The following is a 17,609-nucleotide window of genomic DNA, read 5'->3' on the forward strand; positions in this document are numbered from 1 at the left end:
CCCCGAAAGGACTTCCGTGATCCACCCCTCAGCCATGGACCTCTCCGCACTCCCCCGGGACTTCGTGTGGGGCGTGGCCACCTCCGCGTACCAGATCGAGGGAGCCGTCGACGAGGACGGGCGCGCGCCCTCCATCTGGGACACGTTCGCGCACACACCGGGCCGCGTCGACGGCGACGACACCGGCGACATCGCCTGCGACCACTACCACCGCTGGCCCGAGGACATCGCGCTGATGCGGGAGCTCGGCGTCGACTCCTACCGCTTCTCGATCGCCTGGCCGCGCATCGCCCCCGACGGCTCGGGGGCGGTGAACGCGGCCGGTCTCGACTTCTACGACCGGCTGGTCGACGCCCTGCTCGACGCGGGCATCACCCCGAACGCGACCGCCTACCACTGGGATCTGCCGCAGGCGCTGCAGGACCGCGGGGGCTGGCCCGAGCGGGCGACCGCCGAGCACTTCGCGGCCTACGCATCGATCGTCGCCGAGCGCCTCGGCGACCGGGTGCGCCACTGGGCCACGCTCAACGAACCGCTGTGCTCGGCGTGGATCGGCCACCTGGAGGGCCGCATGGCGCCGGGCCTCACCGACCTCACCGCCGCCGTGCGTGCCTCCTACCACCTGCTCCTCGGCCACGGCCTGGCCACCCAGGCGATCCGCGCCGCGGCGCCCGGCGCGCGGGTCGGCGTCGTCAACAACCTCTCGCCGGTGCGGCCCGCCTCCGACCGCCCCGAGGACGTCGCCGCGGCCCGGCGCGCGGACGGCCACACCAACCGCTGGTGGCTCGACCCACTGCACGGGCTCGGCTTCCCCGCGGACATGCGGGAGGTCTACGGCGTGGAACTCCCGGAGCGGGCGGGCGACTTGGCGACCATCGCCCAGCCCCTGGACTGGCTGGGCCTCAACTACTACTTCCCCGCCGTCGTCACCGACGACCCGACGGGCCCGGCCCCCTTCGCCCGCCAGATCCACCGGCCCGACGTCCCGCGCACCGGCATGGACTGGGAGATCGACGCGTCCGGCATCGAGACCCTCCTGATGCGCCTCACCGAGGAGTACGGGGCGCGCGAGCTGTACGTCACGGAGAACGGCTCCTCGTATCCCGACGTGGTCCGCGCCGACGGCACGATCGACGACGCGGAGCGCACCCGCTACCTCCACGAACACCTGGCGGCCTGCGCCCGTGCCACCGACCGCGGCGCCCCGCTGGCGGGCTACTTCGCCTGGTCCCTCCTCGACAACTTCGAGTGGGCGTACGGCTACGACAAGCGCTTCGGACTCGTCCACGTCGACTACGCGACGCAGCGCCGCACGGTCAAGGACAGCGGGCGCCACTACGCGGATCTGATCCGCGCCCAGCGGAGCGGCGGGCCCGGCTCCCCGGTCATCGGCAGCCGGGCCGGGACGAGGTAGCGCCGGTCAGTTCGGCTGGTGCGGGGTGACGATGGGGAACTTCGGGTCGGGGAGGGTCAGCGTGCCGAAGACGGCGTCGGTCGCCGCCTGGGCCTTGTCGCCCTCCAGGGCGATCTTCTTGTCCTGCACCGCCTTGTTGAAGTTCTCCTTGAAGCCGGGGGACTCGGCCAGTTCGTCGAGCGCCCGGCGGGTCAGCTTGATGGTCGCCGCGGGCGCCTCGACGAAGCGGTCACCGCCCTCGACGAAGACCAGCACGCCGTTGCGGAGCGTCGTGGTGCACGTGTCGCCGGTCGCCACGCCGTTCTCGTCGGTGAAGACCCAGTTGAGCGCGATCGGCTCGCGGTACTGCTCGGCGGCCGTCGGCCCGTCCACGCTCCGGGCGAGCGCGGAGAAGTACTGGTCCAACGTGGTGCTGCGGATCAGGTCGGCGGACGTCTGGCTGGTGATCAGCGGCTGCGGGCCGTCCACGACCTCCTGGGCGCCGGTGAGGTAGGCGTTGCGCCAGGTGCCGTTCTCGCTGCCGTAGCCGAGCTGGGTGAAGACCTTGGCCTGCAGCTCCTTCGCCCGGGTGACCTGCGGCTCGGCCAGCGGGCTGCCGTCTTCGGCCGCGGCCGCGAAGATGACGTGGTTGAGCAGCTCGGCGGCCCAGCGGAAGCCTCCCGAGGTGTCGCTGTCATAAGCGAGCTGGGCCGCGTCGACCACGGCCTCCGCGCCCCCCATCGCCGCCACGTAGGCCGCTCCCGCCTGAGCGGGCGGCAGCTCCCACAGGTGGGCCGGGTTGCCGTCGTACCAACCCATGTAGCGCTGGTAGACCGCCTTGAGGTTGTGGCTCATCGAGCCGTAGTAGCCCTGGTTGTACCAGTGGTCGCGCAGGCCCTCCGGGAGGGCTTCGAGCCGGTCGGAGATCTCGATGCCGGTGTAACCGGCGTTGATCATGCGCAGCGACTGGTCGTTGAGGTAGCCGTACATGTCGCGCTGCTTGTTCAGGAATTCGAGGATGCGCTTGTTGGACACCTTCTCGCCCGGCTCCTCGTTCTCCACCTCGGCCCACATCGGCCAGTGGTGCGAGGCGAACAGGACGTCGGTCTCCTTGCCGAAGGTCTGGATCGCCTCGGTGAGGTACTTGGACCAGGCGTGCGCGTCCCGGACCTGCGCGCCGCGCAGGCTGAGGATGTTGTGCATGGTGTGCGTGGCGTTCTCCGCGATGCACAGTGTCCTGGCGTCCGGGAGGTAGATGTTCATCTCCGCCGGGGCCTCGGTGCCCGGCGTGAGCTGGAGGACCAGCGGGAAGCCGAACCCTTCGTAGGCGTACAGACCCGGCCGCCAGGGGATGACGTACGAGCTCTTCCAGGAGTTCTTGGCGACCGGCTGGTGCTCCGGCCCGCCGATGTAGACGGTCGGCGGAACGAGCGTCACCTCACCCGTGGAGATCGTCAGGCCCAGGCCCGAACCGACCTGCCCCGTGGGGCCCTTGTCCAGCTGCGCCGCGTACATGTACTGCGCGCGCCGCGCCATGGCCGGACCCGCGTAGACGTTCTCGCTGATCGCGTGCTCCAGGAAGCCGTCCGGCGCGACGACCGGGACCCCCGGCTCCAGCGGATCGCCCAGCTCGGCGAAGACGCCGCGGGCGCCGCCGAAGTGGTCGACGTGGCAGTGGGTGTAGACCAGCCCCTTGACGGGCCGCTGCTCCTTGGTCAGCTCCGTCTTGTCCCGGAACAGCTGTAAGGCGGCCCGTGCGGTCTCGTAGCAGGCGAGCGGATCGATGATGACCAGACCCGAGTCGTGCTCGATGATCGTCATGTTGGACAGGTCGTAGCCGCGAACCTGGTAGACGCGGTATTCGCGACAGGACGTGACCTGGAACAGCCCGGAAATGGCGGTCAGTTCGCCCTGCCGGTGCAGGCTGCCGTTGACCGTCGCCATCTCCGTGCGCGTGTCCGGCTCCAGGAACTCGTAGGCGGTGAAGTCCCAGACCACCTTCTCCGGGTTCTTGCGGGACATGATCACCGGGACGTCGGGCGGGGCGATCTGGAACCTGCTGGCATCGGCGAAGTCCTTGCCGTCCTTCTCGTCGGCGGCGTTGGCCGCCTCGGCAGCCTTGCGATTCGCCGCGGCGACGGCGGCCGAGGGCTCGATGGGCTCGACGTACTCAGACTTTTCGGGCATGACGCAGCATCCTCCCGCGAATGCATGGCAATGGGATGAGAACGATCGTCACGCTATGTGTGCGTGATGTTACGCACAAGAGTGCGATCAAGCCGCTGGCTGAGGTTTTCCGCCCCGGACAGGAGGCCTGACGCCACCGCTCCGGGGCCCACGCCTCTCAGGGCCCGGCGAACGATCGGCCGGAACGGTCGCCCACACTGGCCGGATGTACTCCGACGCCGACACCGCCGCCCTCTACGACCTCCTCAACCCGTGGGACGGCACCCGCCATTACTCCGACGCCTTCTACAACGGCCTCGTCATGCGGGCCGACGCCGCCCTCGACGTGGGCTGCGGAACCGGCGTCATGCTGCACCAGGCACGCGCGCGTGGGCACGCGGGACGGCTCGTCGGCCTCGACCCGTCCGCCGCCATGCTCGACCGGGCGCGTCGGCGCGCGGACGTCGAGTGGGTGCACGGCGTGGCGGCGGACGCTTCTCCTTAGACACCCGCCATCCGCAGGCCTGCGCCTGGGAGCAGTGGAATCCGTCGCACGCACGGGACCTCGTGGACGGGGCCGGGCACGCCGTGCGGGTGTGGCACGAGGTGCAGGAGGTGGCCGGGGACGTGGTGACGTTCACCGAGTCCGTCGGCACCCCCGACGGCAGCGTGCTGCGGGTCGACCGCACGAGCCTGCGCTTCCTCGACGTCGCGGCCCTCGGGGGCTTCCTCGCCGATGCGGGATTCACCGTCGAGGCCCAGTACGGGGACTGGGAGCGCGGCCCTGTCACCGCCGAGAGCCGCGAGATCGTCACGATCGCACGGCGGGCGTGACGTCGCTCGGCGCCCGGCTCGGGCGCACGACACCCGCCGCGCAGACGGCGACCACGCAGAACGCCACCGGCAGGAGGAACGTCAGGTTGAGCGGGATGAAGTGGGTCAGCGGTCCGATGACGGCGGGGCCCGCCAGCATGCCGAGGTAGCCGAGCCCCGCGACGCGCGAGACGTTGGCGCCCGCCGCGTCCCGGTCAGCGTGGCCCGCGGCACTGAAGAGCTGCGGTATGCAGCCGGAGAGGCCCGCGCCGAACACGGTCCAGCCGATCAGGGCCATCGGAATCCACGGGGAGAGCGCGGCCACGGTGAGACCGACCGCGGCCACGCCCGCGCCGTAGCGGAGGATGGCGACCGGGCCGAAGCGGGCGGCCACCCGGTCGGCGAGCAGCCTGCCCACCGTCATGGCGGTGGCGAAGGCTCCGTAGGCGAGGGCCGCGGTGGCGGCGGGCGCGTCGAGGACGTCGCGCAGGTGCAACACGCTCCAGTCGTTGGCGACGCCTTCGCAGAGCATCAGCGTCAGGGCGAGGGCCGCGAGGAACCAGATCCGCCGGGGAGTGCGGCGCTTGACCGTCGCCGCCGCCGCTCCGGCTTCCGGGTCCGCGCGCTCGGCGCGGAGCAGCGCCGGGGCGGCCAGCGCGGCGGCCGCGAGACCAGCCGCGGCGATCACGGCGAGCGTCGCCGCGGGGCTCCAGCCCCAGCTGAGCGTGCGGGCCCCGACCAGGGCCGCGAGGACGCCGCCGATGGAGAACGTGGCGTGAAAGGCGGACATGACGGGCCGTCGGTAGCCGTGCTCGACCTGGACGGCGTGGGCGTTCATGCTGACGTCCAGGCAGCCGTTGCCGAAGCCGAGCGCGAGGAGCGCCGCGCCGAGCGCCCAGACGTTGGTGGCGATGCCCGGCAGCACCAGGGTGACGCTGCACAGCGCGGCGCTCACCGGTACGACGGTGCGCGCGCCGATCCGGTCCGTGAGCGGGCCGACGATCTGCATCCCCACGAAGGCGCCCCCGCCGAGCAGCAGCAGGAGCCAGCCGAGCACGGCGTGACTGATCCCCGCGCGGTCCTCGATCGCGGGGATGTGGACGATCCACATCCCCATGAGGAAGCCGTTCAGGGCGAAGTAGCCGAATGTGGCCCGCCGGGCGGCCCGCAGTCTGCTGTCCACGCTGTTCTCCATCGTCTCCACGCGTCTCTCCCCACTTCTGTCTTACTCGGCCTACCTGAACGAACATAACGAACAGCATTGATGTTCGGAAGTTTGATTTTCGAACACACATGATGTTTGATGTGGGAGTGGCCAGTACAGATCGACTTCGGCAGATCACGGACGCCGTGCGCGAGGCGGGCCGGATGGGCGTCACGGAACTCGCCGGACTCACCGGCGCTTCGGAGATGACCATCCGGCGCGACCTGGAGACGCTCGCCGACCAGGGCGTCCTCGAGCGCTACCGCGGCGGCGCCCGCAGCCTGCTGCTGCGCGGCGAGGAACCGCCCTTCGCGCTGCGGGAACAGGACGGCATCGAGGCCAAGCGGCGCATCGCCGCCGAGGTCGCCGGGCTCATCGCCGACGGCGAGTCCGTCGTCGTCGACAGCGGCACGACCTGCCTGGAAGTGGCCCGCGTACTGGCGCACCGCAGGGTGACCGTCATGCCACTGTCCCTGCACGCGGTGCACGCGCTGACCGGGGCGCCGCAGGTGACGCTGCTCGTGCCCGGCGGGCGGCCGCGGCCCGGCGAGCTCGCGCTCACGGGGCCGCTGACCGCCGCGTCACTGGCGGCCCTACGCTTCGACACGGCCGTCATCGGCTGCTGCGGGCTCACCGCAGCGGACGGCCTGACCGCCTACGACCTGGACGACGCCGCCGTGAAACGCGCCGCGATCGGCTCGGCCCGCCGGGTCATCGCCGTCGCGGAAGCGGCCAAGCTCTCCCGTACCGCCCTGGCGTTCGTCGCGCCCGCCACCGCCCTGCACGCCGTCGTCACGGACACCTCGGCGCGGGACGAGGAGACCGACGCGCTCGCCACGGCGGGCGTGACCGTACGAAAGGTATGACCCGATCCCCATGAACCACATCGACGCCGAGTCCAGCCCCGCGATCCTCCTCTTCGACATGTTCGGCGTCATCGCGCGCCACCAGTCACAGGACGGCAAGGACCGCCTCGCGGCGCTCGCGGACGTCCCCGAAACCGCCTTCTGGGACGCCTATTGGGGGCTGCGTCAGCCGTACGACCGCGGGGACGTGACAGGCCCCGCGTACTGGCGGCGGGTGGCCGACGCACTCGGCACGCACGTCGACGAGCGGCGGATCGCGCGCCTCGTCGAGGCCGACATCGCCAGTTGGAGCGCCGTCGACGAGACCATGGTCGCGCTGATCGAGGAACTCGCGGCGGCGGGCAGGCCGATCGCGCTCCTGTCCAACATCCCCGAGGAGCTGACCGCCCACTACGAAGAGCGGCATTCCTGGCTCAAGCGGTTCCAGGTGCGCGCCTTCTCCTGCCGCATCGGCCACGCCAAGCCCGAGCCGGGCGCCTATCTCTGGTGCCTGGAGGCCCTGGGTGCCGCTCCGGACGACGTCTTGTTCATCGACGACCGCGAGGAGAACATCCGGGCCGCCGAGGCGGTCGGTCTGCGCGGGCACCTCTTCACCTCCCCCGCGAAGCTGAGGGAAGCGCTCGGCCTCAGCGTGTGATCGCACCTTCAGCGCGCGATCACGCCCTCAGCGCGTGATCGCGCCGAGCAGGGCCTTCGCGCACAGGTCCCGCACCTGTTCCCGCGTCAGGTCCGGCTCCTCCAGCCACTCCAGGCAGACGGCCACCATGAAGGCGAGCCAGCCCCGTACGGCGAGGCGCAGCGTGGGCAAGTCCTGGGTGAGTTCCCCCGCGCCCGGGTCGGCGGCGAGGGCCGCGAGGATCTGCCGTTCCTGGGCGGCGAGACCCTCCCCGTAGACCTCGCGCACCAGCGGGTCGCCCGCCGCCTCGGCCCGGTGGAACGCCCGGAAGCCGTGCGCGTGGGTCTCCACATAGCCGAGGAACGCGTCGAGTCCGGTGGTGATCTGCTCGCGCACCGGCACCCCGTGGACGGCCGCCGTCAGGCGCAGCATCCGCTCGCTCTCGCGCTGGACGACGGCGGCGAAGAAGTCCCTTTTGGTCGGGAAGTAGTGGTACAGGAGGCCGCGTGAGACCCCGGCGATCTCCGCGACGCGCTCGATCCACACATCGTCGTACGGCTTCTGCGCGAACAGCCGCGACCCCACCGAAAGCAGCTGCTCACGGCGCTCCTCCGTGGTCAGTCTGCGACGTGTGCGCTGCTGCGGGTCCACGGCCATGCAGGCACCTTACTTGACGCGAATTCAACAACGGCACCAGACTGGAACCTCCTATTGAATCCACGTACAACAGGCCCAAGGGGCCCGTCGGACAAGGGAGATGGGCACATGGCGCAGACGACGCGGCCCGCGACGGGGAACACGAACACCACCGGCCCCACCGGGCTCGCGAAGGGTTTCCGCAGCGCGGAGCAGGGCTGGCCCGAGCTGCACCGGATCCCGCATCCGCCGCGCCGCGTCCCGCTGCTCGGCGACGTGCTCGGCGTCAACGTCCGCACCCCGCTGCAGGATTCGATGCGGATGGCCGACCGGCTCGGGCCGATCTTCCGGCGGAAGGCCTTCGGCAAGGAGTTCGTCTTCGTGTCGGGGGCCGACCTCGCCGCCGACCTCGCGGACGAGTCACGGTTCGCCAAGCACGTGGGCCTCGGCGTCGCCAACCTCCGCCCCGTGGCGGGCGACGGGCTCTTCACCGCGTACAACCACGAGCCCAACTGGCAGCTCGCGCACGACATCCTCGCCCCCGGGTTCAGCCGGGACGCGATGGCGGGCTACCACCCGCTGATGCTGGACGTCGCACGGCAGCTGACCGCCCGGTGGGACGAGCGGGAGGCGGCGGGCGACGCGGTGGACGTGCCCGGCGACATGACGAAGCTGACCCTGGAGACCATCGCCCGCACCGGCTTCGGCCACGACTTCGGCTCCTTCGAACGGGCCGCGCCGCACCCCTTCGTGACGGCCATGGTCGGCACGCTCTCCTTCGCCCAGCGCCGCAACGTGGTGCCGCCGCTGCTCGGCCCGCTGCTGCTGCGCGGCGCCGACCGGCGCAACGACGCCGACATGGCCTACCTCAACCGCACCGTCGACGAGGTGGTCGCGGCCCGCCGCGCCGCCGGTGGCTCCGGCGGCGGCCAGGGCGATCTGCTCGACCGGATGCTGGAGGTCGCCCACCCCGACACCGGGGAGCGGCTCTCCGCCGAGAACATCCGCCGCCAGGTCATCACCTTCCTGGTCGCGGGGCACGAGACGACGTCCGGCGCGCTGTCGTTCGCGCTGCACTACTTGTCGCTCCACCCCGATGTGCTCGCCCGCGCGCGTGCCGAGGTCGACGAGGTCTGGGGAGCCGACGGCGAGCCCGCCTACGAGCAGGTGGCCAAGCTCCGCTATCTACGCCGGGTGCTCGACGAATCGCTGCGACTGTGGCCGACCGCGCCGGGCTTCGCGCGCGAGGCCCGCGAGGACACCACGCTCGGCGGCGTCCATCCGATGCGCAGGGGCGCCTGGGCGCTGGTCCTCGCGACGATGCTGCACCGCGACCCGGCGGCCTGGGGCGAGAACGCGGCGGAGTTCGATCCCGACCGGTTCGCGCCATCGGCGGTACGCGCGAGGCCCGCGCACGTCTTCAAACCGTTCGGCACCGGAGCGCGTGCCTGCATCGGCCGTCAGTTCGCGCTCCACGAGGCCACGTTGGTCCTCGGACTGCTGTTGCGCCGCTACGACCTGCACGCCGATCCCGGCTACCGGCTGCGGATCGCCGAGCGCCTGACCCTCATGCCGGACGGCCTCACGCTGCGGCTCGGCCGCCGCGCCGGGGCCGCGTAGGGGCCATTGTCAGACCCGTGCGCCACAGTGGAGGTGGCATCGGTGCGATGCCGTCCGTGCCATCCAGCGCAGAGGAGTCACTCGACATGACCGGCACGCCGTCCGAGGAACTGCTCGCCGCCCAGGCCTGCTTGCGGCTGCTGCACACCGCGCGCGCCGCGCTCGCCGACCCCGACGCGGTCTCCGTCGCGGCGGCGGCCTCGCTGCTCGCGGGGCCGATCGCGGAGGCCGACGAGGCGCTGCGCCGCGCGGGCCTCGCGGGCAACGAGGCGGCGCTCATCGACCGGATCTACGATCTGGCGCCGCTCCCGCGGACGGTGGCCGGGCCGCGCGCCGAGGCCGCCCCCGCACCCCGTTCCCGCACGCACGAGGGGAGCCCGTCATGAGCGCGCAAGACAGGACACCGGAGGGCAACGACTCGTACGGCCACAAGGAGTTCAAGCGCTCCAAGAGCCACTTCGCGGACCGAGTCACCGCCGACGGGCGGGACGGCTGGCCGGTCGAGGCGGGCCGCTACCGCCTCGTGGTGAGCCGCGCCTGCCCCTGGGCGGGCCGGGCGATGATCGCGCGGCGTCTGCTCGGTCTGGAGAGCGCCCTCTCGCTCGCGGTCACCGACCCCGTCCAGGACGACCGGAGCTGGCGGTTCACGCTGGATCCCGACGACCGCGACCCCGTCCTCGGCATCCGCTTCCTGAGCGAGGCGTACGAGGCGCGTGAGACCGGCTATCCGGGCGGCGTCAGCGTGCCCGCGATCGTGGACGTGCCGAGCGGCAAGCTGGTCACCAACGACTTCCAGCAGATCACCCTCGACCTCGCCACCGAGTGGACGGCTCTGCACCGGGCGGGTGCGCCCGAGCTGTATCCGGAGCCGCTGCGCGACGAGATCGACACGGTCATGGAGGGCATCTACCGCGAGGTGAACAACGGCGTGTACCGCGCCGGTTTCGCACCGGAGCAGAGCGTGTACGAGACGGCCTGCGCCGAGCTGTTCCGCCGTCTGGAGCTCACGTCGGAGCGCCTCGCGGGCCGCCGCTATCTCGTCGGGGACGCGATCACCGAGGCGGACATCCGGCTGTTCTGCACCCTGGTGCGGTTCGACGCCGTCTACCACGGCCACTTCAAGTGCAATCGCTGGAAGCTGACCGAGGACCCGGTCCTGTGGGCGTACGCCAGGGACCTCTTCCAGACCCCCGGCTTCGGCGACACCATCGACTTCGACCACATCAAGCGGCACTACTACCAGGTGCACACGGGCGTCAATCCGACCAGGATCGTGCCGCTCGGCCCCGATCTGGCGGGCTGGCTGACGCCGCATCACCGGGAGGAGCTCGGCGGGCGGCCGTTCGGCGAGGGGACGCCGCCGGGTCCGGTGCCGGAGGACGAGGAGGTGCCTGCCGCCGGACGGCCCTGATCGTCGCGCCCTGGCCCTTCCCGTGCCCCGCGCCCTCCGCCGCCTCGCCCTCGTCAGCGGAGTACGTCGAAGACGTTCTTCTGCAGGCCGTTGGCGTACGCCTCGTGCTCGACGAGCTTCAGCTTCTGGGTGTCCTTGTCCGTGGCGCTGAAGAGCCGCTTGCCCGCACCGAGCAGCAGCGGGAAGACGAGCAGGTGGTACCGGTCGATCAGGCCGGCGTCCGAGAGGGCCTGGTTCAGGGAGGCGCTGCCGTGCACGATGATCGGGCCGCCCTCGGTCTCCTTCAGCGCGGCGACCTCGTCGAGCGAGCGCAGGATCGTGGTCTCGCCCCAGTTCGACACGAGGTCGCCCTCGCCGAGGGTGGTGGAGACGACGTACTTCGGCATGACTTTGTAGTCGGCGAAGTCCGCCATGTCGGGCCACACGGGACTGAACGCCTCGTAGCTGGTGCGACCCATCATCATCGCCGTGGCTTCCTGCTGCTCACGTCCCTTGATCTCGAACGCCTCGGGGAGGAACTCCATGTCCTTGAAGGTCCATCCGGAGTTCCGGTATCCGGGCTCGCCGCCCGGGGCCTCCACGACACCGTCGAGCGAGACGAAAGCGGTACTGATCAGAGTGCGCATCTAAGTTCCTCGGTATCTCGTGTCCGAATCTCACCAGATTCGATCGACGCGCGATTGGACCACATGTTCGACTTGCGCGCATCAACCAGCACTATGACCGCGGGTCACGCGGAAACTCATCGGTACGACACGACACCGGACAGGGCTAGACGGCGCTGGACAGGTCCCAGGTGAACTTGTCGCCGCCCACCCAGCGCACCGCGTCCGGGTCGTCCAGATCGTGCACCGTGATGCCCGCCATGACGGCCGCGTCGAGGACGTCCGTGACGGTCTTGGCCTTGCCGACCACCTCCCCATCGATCTCCACGATGCGGAACGGCGGGCTGCCGGGCTGCACGCCGAGCACCGTGATCCGGGGGTTCGCCATGTACAGGTACGCGCTTTCGGTCATGTCCTGAACTCTTCCACGGCGGCCGGGGAAACCGCCTAGCCAGTCGGCCGCTCGGGCTACTCGGACCCGACGATCCGCTCGACCTCCTTGAGTACCTGGCCCGCCCCGTCCTCCGCGGCCATCGCACGGGCGAGGCGGGCCGCGGCGCTGGCGTGGCCGGGCTCGCGGACCGCGCGGCCGAGCGCGTCCGCGAGGCGTGGCGCGGTCAGCTCCTTGAAGGGGACGGGTGCGGTCGCCGCCCCCAGGGCCGCGAGCCGTGCGGCCCAGAACGGCTGGTCGGCCATGACCGGCACCGGCACGGCGGGGACTCCCGCGCGCAGTGCCGCCGCCGTGGTGCCCGCGCCCGCGTGGTGCACGACGGCCGCGACCCAGGGGAAGAGCCTGGCGTGCGGCACCTCGCCGACGGTGACGATGTCGTCCCCGGAGGCGGCGAGCTCCGCGCGGCCTGACTGGAGCACTCCGCGCAGTCCGGCCGCGCGCAGCGCCGTCACCGCGATCTCGCTCAGCCGCTCGCCCTCGCCTGCGGCCATGCTGCCGAAGCCGATGAAGACCGGCGGCGGCCCGGCCCGCAGGAACGCGTCGAGTTCCGGTGGCAGGGGGCGCTCCTGGTCGTCGTGCGGCCACCAGTTGCCGACGACGTCGAGGCCAGGACGCCAGTCGGCGGGCCGGGGCACCACGGCCGCGCTGAAGCCGTGCAGGACCTGACGCCCTTCCCGCTCCTGCCGGGCCCTGACCTCGCCCGGCTTGACGCCGGGCAGCGCGAGGCGGGCACGCAGGTCGCGTACGGCGTCGGCGTACACGCGGTCGACCATGCGCAGGGAGAAGCGGCCGAGCGCACGGTTCGCGAAACCACCGAGCGACCGCGTGCCGCCGACGACGGGCGGGAAGTCCCGCGTGGGGTGGGTCGGCTGGAGATACGTTCCGATGGCCGGTACGTCCATGGCCTCGGCCAGCTGCCAGCCGAGCGGCGCCGTGGTGGTGGAGAGAAGCAGGAGGTCGGCGCCCCGGTCCGCGGCGTCGGCGAGGCCGTCGCCCAGCTTCCGCACGAAGGCGCGGGCGGTCCGCATGAGTTCCCCGCTGCCCTGCCCGGCCGCCGGGCCCCGGCGGTCAGGCCCCGCGGGCAGCGGCCGGAAGTCCAGGCCCGCCGCGGTGACGAGCGGAGCGAAGGAGTCGTGCGTGGCGAGCGCGACGTCGTGACCGGCCTCGCGCAGCCGGGCGCCGAGGCCGGTGTAGGGCGCGACGTCCCCGTACGAACCGGCGGCGGCGATCAGGATCCTGGTCATCGGCTTCCCCGTATCCCTCTCTCCTCACGACTCTCACCCTCAGGTTTAGGGTGAGAGTCACCCTCTTCCTCTCGCTGACCGTGAGAGTCCCGAGGGGCCCGCGCATTGGCCCGTACCGCCGTACGCAGATAGTCCGCGAGCCCCGGCCGCTGCTGCGACGGTGGGACGACCAGCGCGAAGGCGCGCGGGTCCGCGACGAAGTCGTCGGCGATGCGCAGGTGCATGTCGGGCGGGCAGTCGGTGAACCAGCGGGCGATGTGCAGGCGGTGCGCCTCGGCCAGCTCCCGCGCCCGCTCCCCCTCGGCGACCTCACCGGCGTCGAAGGCCGCGAGCAACTCGTCCCGCCACTGGGCGGCCTCGCCCATGAGCCGCGCCCAGTCCTCCTTGGAGTGTTCGGCGGCGCTCCGCATCGCGGCCCGGTGCCCCGCGCTGTCCTGCCATTTCAGCTCGGCCTCGGTGGCGTAGCTCAGATCGAAGGTGATCTCCCCGAAGACCTCGGACCGCTCCTGAGGGCCGAGCCGCACCCCGGTCCGCTGGACTTCGATGGCCCGATCGGCGACCTCCACCAGGCGCTCGAGCTCGCCGATCTGCTCGCGCAGCGCGCTGCGCCTGGCCCTCAGCCGGTCGAGGGCACCGGCACCCGGGTCGGCCAGGATCTCGGCGGTCTCCTCGAGCGTGAAGCCGAGTTCGCGGTAGAAGAGGAGTTGCTGGAGCCGGGCCAGATCGGCATCGGTGTACAGGCGGTAGCCGCCGGTGCTGCGCTCGCTGGGAGTGAGCAGCCCGGTGCGGTCGTAGTGGTGCAGGGCACGGACGGTGACACCCGCGAACCCGGCGACCTGACCGACGGTGTAACTCATGGACCTCGCCTTTCGTCGACGTACAGCGTGAAGCCTGACGCGACGTGAGGGTCAAGTCGGCCGCTCCGCAGCGAGCCCGGGGTGCGCCCGACGAACCGCCGCGCGGCACGGGTGAGATGCGCCTGGTCGGCGAAGCCCGCCGCGGCCGCGGCGTCGGCGATGCCCCGGGAACCGCCCCCGGCCACGAGCGGACCGACAGCGCCACGCAGCCGCCGCCACTGGCGCAGGGTGCTGAGGGGGACGCCGACCTGCGCCGCCACCAAGGCACGCAGCCGGGCCGCGGAGAGCCCCAGGTCCGCGGCGACCACGTCGATGCGGGTGGCCTCCGCGGTCGCTGCCCGTACGGCAAGCGGAATGCGCGGATCGACAGCCCTGGGCGCCCCCATGAGAGCGGTCGACTCGGCCCGCAACGCCTCCGCGTCCAGACCCGCACCGTCCCGCGCCGCGTCGAGCAGGCGCCGGACCGTCGGCCCGTCCAGCCAGGTCGGCGCCCCGGTGTCGCCCCGCAGGGACCAGGGTTCGAGGAAGGCGGCGACGAACCCCGCCGAGGTGGCACAGGCGTGCGCGTACTGGGGCGGGACGAGGACGCCTGCCCCGGCCGACGTTCCCAGGAGGGCGTGGCCTTCGACGGGGAGCACGAGCTTCCAGGCGGGGTGGCGGTGCGGGGAGACCGCGTACGCTCCGTGCTCGGCGAAGAGGGTGATGTCGTCGAGAGCGACGAACGAGGCGCCCTCGCGGGACGAGGACGCCTCCTTGGACGACAACCCTGCGGACGAAAACCCTGCGGACGAAGCGACCTCGTACGCGGAGACCTCGTACGCGGAGACCGCGGACGCGGAGCTCTCGGCCGCTCCCCCAGGACGAGCGTTCTGTTCAATACGCGTCCCGGAGCGCCGCCCGATGATCACCCCATGCCCACCTTCGCCGCACCGGCCCTCGCCGTCTTCCTGTCCTGCACGGCCCTCGCCCACTTCGTCTTCCCCGCCTACTTCCGCACCCTGGTCCCCGCCTGGCTGCCCTCCCCCGCCATCATCGTCGCCGCCGGCGCGGTCGCCGAACTGGCCGTCGCGGCGCTCCTGTTCGTCCCGCCGACGCGGACGGCGGGCGGCTGGGCCGCGACCGCACTGATCGCCGCCTTCCAGGTGTCCCACCTGGACGCCGCCCGCCACACACGGTCCGCGACGCGGCCTCTGGACTCCCCGTGGGGCGTGACGGCGCGCCTCTGTGTGAACGCCGGATATCTCGGCTGGGCCGCCGGGATCGCCATGTGCTGATCAGGCCACCGTCAGGTCAGTCGGCCCAGCAGGTCCGCGCAGGCCGTCGCCTCATCGGTATGGCGCGTGACGGGATGGTGCGCACCCCGTTCGAACACGCCGATCTCCCACGCCCCGCCCTCCACCCTGCGCAGGTACCAGAAGTCCGGGGTGTGGGGACCGGTTCGTGGACGCCCTCGATCCAGTAGTAGCCGTGGGCCACGTGCGCGGCGCGCAGGGCCGCCCGCAGTTCTCGGACGTCCACCGGTGCCTGTTCCTCCTCCGCCGCCGCTAGCCGTTGACGTTGACCGGCCGGAGGTAGTCGTGGTCGATGAGCCACTTCACGTTGAGGCGCTGACCCGCGCCCGGGTCGAGGAAGACCGGGTCGAGTTTGATCTGCTGGCCGCCGCCGGGCTGCTCGAACCAGGGGGCGATGCTGCCCTGCCAGACGTCGAAGGGCTTGTTGACCTCGTAGACGCGGTAGTCGCAGGCGAACGCGGCGTCCCTGGTGTTGAGGTTCTGCGGGGGCAGCGCGCGCTTCGCGTAGGAGTCACCCGCGGGCGCCAGGAAGGAGCCGAACTCCGAGCCGAACCGGTCGAGCCGTTCGCCCTCGTCCAGGCGCTCGGGGTGCTTGTCGACGTGGCCGTTGACCGTGCCGAAGCCGTCGTTGGGCGGGTACTTCCAGGTGCCGGTGTCCGCGGGGCCCTCCCAGTACTTCTTGAGGAAGGACTGCGGCGACAGCTTGCCGGTCCGCTTCCAGTTCTTCAGGAGCGGGCCGACGGGGCGCTGCCACTTCTTGGGCAGCCAGGCCGGGCCGAGCCGGGCGTCCCCGTATAACTCGCCGGTGCACGGCTCGTGCGCCGCGGCGCTCGTCACCGGGGGCGCGGGCGCGGCGGATGCCGTGGCACTCGCGGCGGGGGCGGCCGCCACGGCGGTCGCGACCCCGAGCGTGGCCAGGACGGTACGGATGCGAATCCGGATCACACGGCTGTGGTCCACTCGTCAACTCCTCATACGGGTGCGTCGTGTTGGTACGTGTGATCACCACGGATCACTCGCTCACCGTATAAGGGTGGTGGCGCTACGTGGTCAATCCGCCTTGTTTCGCGCCTTTGTTGGCCGATTCCCGGCAGGTGACCGGGACACGGACCTGGCGCGCACACGCCGCGCGCGGAGCTTGTCCGCGCGGGCGTGCACGGGGCACTGTGTCTGCCACATCCGTCACCACCGACACGCGAGGTGCAGGCATGAGCAGCGGAGCAGGATCGGCCGGGGACTCGGGGAGCGGTTGGGGTCGGCGGCGGTTCATCGGAGCGCTCGCGGCGGTGGCCGCGACCGGCACGACGACCACGGCGGCAGCCTGCACGGCGGCCGCGCTACCGGACCGGGAGCCCGGCGACCCGAGCGCCTCGCCCCGGCGCCGTCCGCGCGACGCACGGCAGTTGCTCCTCGGGACGTACACCTCGCAGGCGGGCGGCGGAAAGGGGATCGGCCTGGCGACGTACGACGACGCGACGGGGCAGATCACCGGCACGGGGACGCTGACCGGCGTGCCCGACCCCTCCTATCTGGCACTGCACCCCTCGGGCCGGACGCTGTACGCGGTCAACGAGCAGGAGAAGGGCACCGTGACAGCGGTGGCGCTCGCGGCCGACGGGGAAGGGCCGCACACGGTCCTCAACACCCGCGCGACCGGCGGCGCGGCCCCCTGCCATCTCTCCGTGCACCCCGGCGGCCGCTGGCTGCTCAGCGCCAACTACGGCTCCGGCAGCGTGAGCGTCCACCCGGTGGAGCAGTCGGGCGCGCTCGGCGAACGCACCGACCTCGTCACGCACTCCGCCCCTGAGCCCGGCCCCGGCCAGAACGGTCCGCACGCCCATCAGATCGTCACGGCGCCGGACGGCCGCCACGTCCTCGCCGTCGACCTCGGCAACGACACCGTCTACACCTACCGCCTGGACCTCGAGGCGGGCAGGCTCAGCGAGGTGTCGCACGCGCGCCTGCGGCCCGGCGCGGGGCCGCGCCATCTCACCTTCCACCCCGAGGGTCGCTTCGCGTATCTGGCCGACGAACTGGACAACACGGTCGTCGTCTGCGCTTACGACCCCGCCACCGGCCGCCTCACACCGGGCGAGCCCCAGCCGACGGGCACCGGCGACGGCACCTCCTATCCGGCGCAGATCCTGGTGACGCGCGAGGGGCGGTTCGCCTTCCTCGCCAATCGCGGGCACAACAGCATCACGCGGTACGCCGTCGAGGGCGGCGGCGCCCGGCTGCGGCTCCTGGACACGGTGGACGTCGGCGGCGACTTCCCGCGTCAGATCGCCTTCTCCCCGTCCGAGCGGCTGCTGTTCGCCGCGAACCAGAAGTCGAGTTCGGTGAGCGTCTTCCAGGTCGACGGGCGCAGCGGCGAACTCCGGCTCGCGGGCGTCCCGTTCGCCGCGCCTGTCGCCGTGTGCGCGTTGCCGCTCTGA

Annotated in this window: 19 protein-coding genes and 1 pseudogene; 10 read left to right on the forward strand and 10 right to left on the reverse strand. The window is 71.8% G+C overall.

Features of this window, described 5'->3' with window-relative positions:
- The first annotated feature begins 34 nt into the window (after positions 1-34).
- Positions 35-1,414, forward strand: coding sequence for a GH1 family beta-glucosidase (locus CP970_RS00400; RefSeq protein ID WP_055544179.1), 1,380 nt, complete (start codon positions 35-37; stop codon positions 1,412-1,414).
- Between the two features lie 6 nt (positions 1,415-1,420).
- On the opposite strand, the gene CP970_RS00405 is transcribed toward CP970_RS00400, so the two are convergent.
- A complete protein-coding gene (locus CP970_RS00405) occupies positions 1,421-3,580 on the reverse strand; it encodes an alkyl/aryl-sulfatase (protein ID WP_055544178.1) in 2,160 nt (719 codons plus the stop codon).
- Positions 3,581-3,785: 205 nt separating this feature from the next.
- On the opposite strand from CP970_RS00405, the gene CP970_RS45680 reads away from it, so the two are divergent.
- Positions 3,786-4,064 carry a class I SAM-dependent methyltransferase gene (locus tag CP970_RS45680; RefSeq protein ID WP_224058104.1) on the forward strand — a complete coding sequence of 93 codons (279 nt, stop codon included), beginning with the start codon at positions 3,786-3,788 and terminating at the stop codon, positions 4,062-4,064.
- A gap of 62 nt (positions 4,065-4,126) precedes the next feature.
- Positions 4,127-4,393, forward strand: a complete 267-nt coding sequence (locus CP970_RS45685) for a hypothetical protein (RefSeq protein ID WP_224058106.1) — start codon at positions 4,127-4,129, stop codon at positions 4,391-4,393.
- Here the strand turns inward: CP970_RS45685 and CP970_RS00415 are convergent.
- Positions 4,371-5,567 carry an MFS transporter gene (locus CP970_RS00415; RefSeq protein WP_055544196.1) on the reverse strand — a complete coding sequence of 399 codons (1,197 nt, stop codon included), beginning with the start codon at positions 5,565-5,567 and terminating at the stop codon, positions 4,371-4,373. The two genes, CP970_RS45685 and CP970_RS00415, sit on opposite strands and share 23 nt — an antisense overlap.
- 116 nt (positions 5,568-5,683) lie before the next feature.
- Here CP970_RS00415 and CP970_RS00420 point away from each other — a divergent pair, with 116 nt between their 5' ends.
- Positions 5,684-6,442, forward strand: coding sequence for a DeoR/GlpR family DNA-binding transcription regulator (locus CP970_RS00420; protein WP_055544177.1), 759 nt, complete (start codon positions 5,684-5,686; stop codon positions 6,440-6,442).
- Positions 6,443-6,452: 10 nt separating this feature from the next.
- On the forward strand, positions 6,453-7,079 hold the full coding sequence (locus CP970_RS00425) for an HAD family hydrolase (RefSeq protein ID WP_055544176.1): 627 nt from the start codon (positions 6,453-6,455) through the stop codon (positions 7,077-7,079).
- Positions 7,080-7,106: 27 nt separating this feature from the next.
- Here CP970_RS00425 and CP970_RS00430 read toward each other — a convergent pair whose 3' ends face one another.
- A complete protein-coding gene (locus CP970_RS00430) occupies positions 7,107-7,715 on the reverse strand; it encodes a TetR/AcrR family transcriptional regulator (RefSeq protein WP_055544175.1) in 609 nt (202 codons plus the stop codon).
- A 108-nt stretch (positions 7,716-7,823) separates the two neighbouring features.
- On the opposite strand from CP970_RS00430, the gene CP970_RS00435 reads away from it, so the two are divergent.
- The 3 genes from CP970_RS00435 (at position 7,824) to CP970_RS00445 (ending at position 10,725) form a co-directional block, all read left to right on the forward strand.
- The gene (locus CP970_RS00435) at positions 7,824-9,314 is read left to right on the forward strand and encodes a cytochrome P450 (RefSeq protein ID WP_055544174.1); all 1,491 of its coding nucleotides are present in this window, start codon (positions 7,824-7,826) and stop codon (positions 9,312-9,314) included.
- 86 nt (positions 9,315-9,400) lie between these two features.
- Positions 9,401-9,700 carry a hypothetical protein gene (locus CP970_RS44590; RefSeq protein ID WP_055544173.1) on the forward strand — a complete coding sequence of 100 codons (300 nt, stop codon included), beginning with the start codon at positions 9,401-9,403 and terminating at the stop codon, positions 9,698-9,700.
- Positions 9,697-10,725: a glutathione S-transferase family protein gene (locus CP970_RS00445; protein ID WP_055544172.1), complete on the forward strand. Its 1,029-nt coding sequence runs from the start codon at positions 9,697-9,699 to the stop codon at positions 10,723-10,725. Before CP970_RS44590 ends, CP970_RS00445 begins: the two co-directional genes overlap by 4 nt.
- Before the next feature lie 53 nt (positions 10,726-10,778).
- Here CP970_RS00445 and CP970_RS00450 read toward each other — a convergent pair whose 3' ends face one another.
- From CP970_RS00450 to CP970_RS44595, 5 genes are all read right to left on the reverse strand, one after another.
- Positions 10,779-11,351 carry a dihydrofolate reductase family protein gene (locus tag CP970_RS00450; RefSeq protein WP_055544171.1) on the reverse strand — a complete coding sequence of 191 codons (573 nt, stop codon included), beginning with the start codon at positions 11,349-11,351 and terminating at the stop codon, positions 10,779-10,781.
- Between the two features lie 145 nt (positions 11,352-11,496).
- On the reverse strand, positions 11,497-11,742 hold the full coding sequence (locus CP970_RS00455; RefSeq protein WP_055544170.1) for a hypothetical protein: 246 nt from the start codon (positions 11,740-11,742) through the stop codon (positions 11,497-11,499).
- A gap of 56 nt (positions 11,743-11,798) precedes the next feature.
- Positions 11,799-13,025 (reverse strand): glycosyltransferase, encoded by a 1,227-nt coding sequence (locus CP970_RS00460; protein WP_055544169.1) that lies wholly within the window; start codon positions 13,023-13,025, stop codon positions 11,799-11,801.
- Complete coding sequence (locus CP970_RS00465; protein WP_055544168.1) at positions 13,022-13,882, reverse strand: MerR family transcriptional regulator; 861 nt, start codon at positions 13,880-13,882, stop codon at positions 13,022-13,024. The genes CP970_RS00460 and CP970_RS00465 overlap by 4 nt, the downstream gene beginning before the upstream one ends.
- Positions 13,879-14,790, reverse strand: coding sequence for a helix-turn-helix domain-containing protein (locus tag CP970_RS44595; RefSeq protein ID WP_224058109.1), 912 nt, complete (start codon positions 14,788-14,790; stop codon positions 13,879-13,881). Before CP970_RS44595 ends, CP970_RS00465 begins: the two co-directional genes overlap by 4 nt.
- A gap of 3 nt (positions 14,791-14,793) precedes the next feature.
- Between CP970_RS44595 and CP970_RS00475 the strand changes: the two genes are divergently transcribed.
- The gene (locus tag CP970_RS00475) at positions 14,794-15,156 is read left to right on the forward strand and encodes a DoxX family protein (protein WP_055544167.1); all 363 of its coding nucleotides are present in this window, start codon (positions 14,794-14,796) and stop codon (positions 15,154-15,156) included.
- Between the two features lie 11 nt (positions 15,157-15,167).
- On the opposite strand, the pseudogene CP970_RS44600 reads toward CP970_RS00475, so the two are convergent.
- Together CP970_RS44600 and CP970_RS00485 are read right to left on the reverse strand one after the other, a co-directional pair.
- Positions 15,168-15,400: pseudogene (locus tag CP970_RS44600) on the reverse strand (hypothetical protein).
- 26 nt (positions 15,401-15,426) lie between these two features.
- Positions 15,427-16,134, reverse strand: coding sequence for a TNT domain-containing protein (locus CP970_RS00485; protein WP_224058118.1), 708 nt, complete (start codon positions 16,132-16,134; stop codon positions 15,427-15,429).
- 248 nt (positions 16,135-16,382) lie between these two features.
- Between CP970_RS00485 and CP970_RS00490 the strand changes: the two genes are divergently transcribed.
- Positions 16,383-17,609, forward strand: a complete 1,227-nt coding sequence (locus CP970_RS00490) for a lactonase family protein (RefSeq protein WP_055544165.1) — start codon at positions 16,383-16,385, stop codon at positions 17,607-17,609.

It is taken from the genome of Streptomyces kanamyceticus (genome assembly GCF_008704495.1).
Lineage (GTDB): Bacteria > Actinomycetota > Actinomycetes > Streptomycetales > Streptomycetaceae > Streptomyces > Streptomyces kanamyceticus.

Excerpts from the sequence above, each read along its gene's own strand:
- CP970_RS00400 (WP_055544179.1), top strand. The coding sequence starts at position 35 with ATGGACCTCTCCGCACTCCCCCGGGACTTCGTGTGGGGCGTGGCCACC.
- CP970_RS00405 (WP_055544178.1), bottom strand. The coding sequence starts at position 3,580 with ATGCCCGAAAAGTCTGAGTACGTCGAGCCCATCGAGCCCTCGGCCGCC.
- CP970_RS45680 (WP_224058104.1), top strand. The coding sequence starts at position 3,786 with ATGTACTCCGACGCCGACACCGCCGCCCTCTACGACCTCCTCAACCCG.
- CP970_RS00415 (WP_055544196.1), bottom strand. The coding sequence starts at position 5,567 with ATGGAGAACAGCGTGGACAGCAGACTGCGGGCCGCCCGGCGGGCCACA.
- CP970_RS00425 (WP_055544176.1), top strand. The coding sequence starts at position 6,453 with ATGAACCACATCGACGCCGAGTCCAGCCCCGCGATCCTCCTCTTCGAC.
- CP970_RS00430 (WP_055544175.1), bottom strand. The coding sequence starts at position 7,715 with ATGGCCGTGGACCCGCAGCAGCGCACACGTCGCAGACTGACCACGGAG.
- CP970_RS00435 (WP_055544174.1), top strand. The coding sequence starts at position 7,824 with ATGGCGCAGACGACGCGGCCCGCGACGGGGAACACGAACACCACCGGC.
- CP970_RS44590 (WP_055544173.1), top strand. The coding sequence starts at position 9,401 with ATGACCGGCACGCCGTCCGAGGAACTGCTCGCCGCCCAGGCCTGCTTG.
- CP970_RS00445 (WP_055544172.1), top strand. The coding sequence starts at position 9,697 with ATGAGCGCGCAAGACAGGACACCGGAGGGCAACGACTCGTACGGCCAC.
- CP970_RS00450 (WP_055544171.1), bottom strand. The coding sequence starts at position 11,351 with ATGCGCACTCTGATCAGTACCGCTTTCGTCTCGCTCGACGGTGTCGTG.
- CP970_RS00455 (WP_055544170.1), bottom strand. The coding sequence starts at position 11,742 with ATGACCGAAAGCGCGTACCTGTACATGGCGAACCCCCGGATCACGGTG.
- CP970_RS00460 (WP_055544169.1), bottom strand. The coding sequence starts at position 13,025 with ATGACCAGGATCCTGATCGCCGCCGCCGGTTCGTACGGGGACGTCGCG.
- CP970_RS00465 (WP_055544168.1), bottom strand. The coding sequence starts at position 13,882 with ATGAGTTACACCGTCGGTCAGGTCGCCGGGTTCGCGGGTGTCACCGTC.
- CP970_RS00475 (WP_055544167.1), top strand. The coding sequence starts at position 14,794 with ATGCCCACCTTCGCCGCACCGGCCCTCGCCGTCTTCCTGTCCTGCACG.
- CP970_RS00490 (WP_055544165.1), top strand. The coding sequence starts at position 16,383 with ATGAGCAGCGGAGCAGGATCGGCCGGGGACTCGGGGAGCGGTTGGGGT.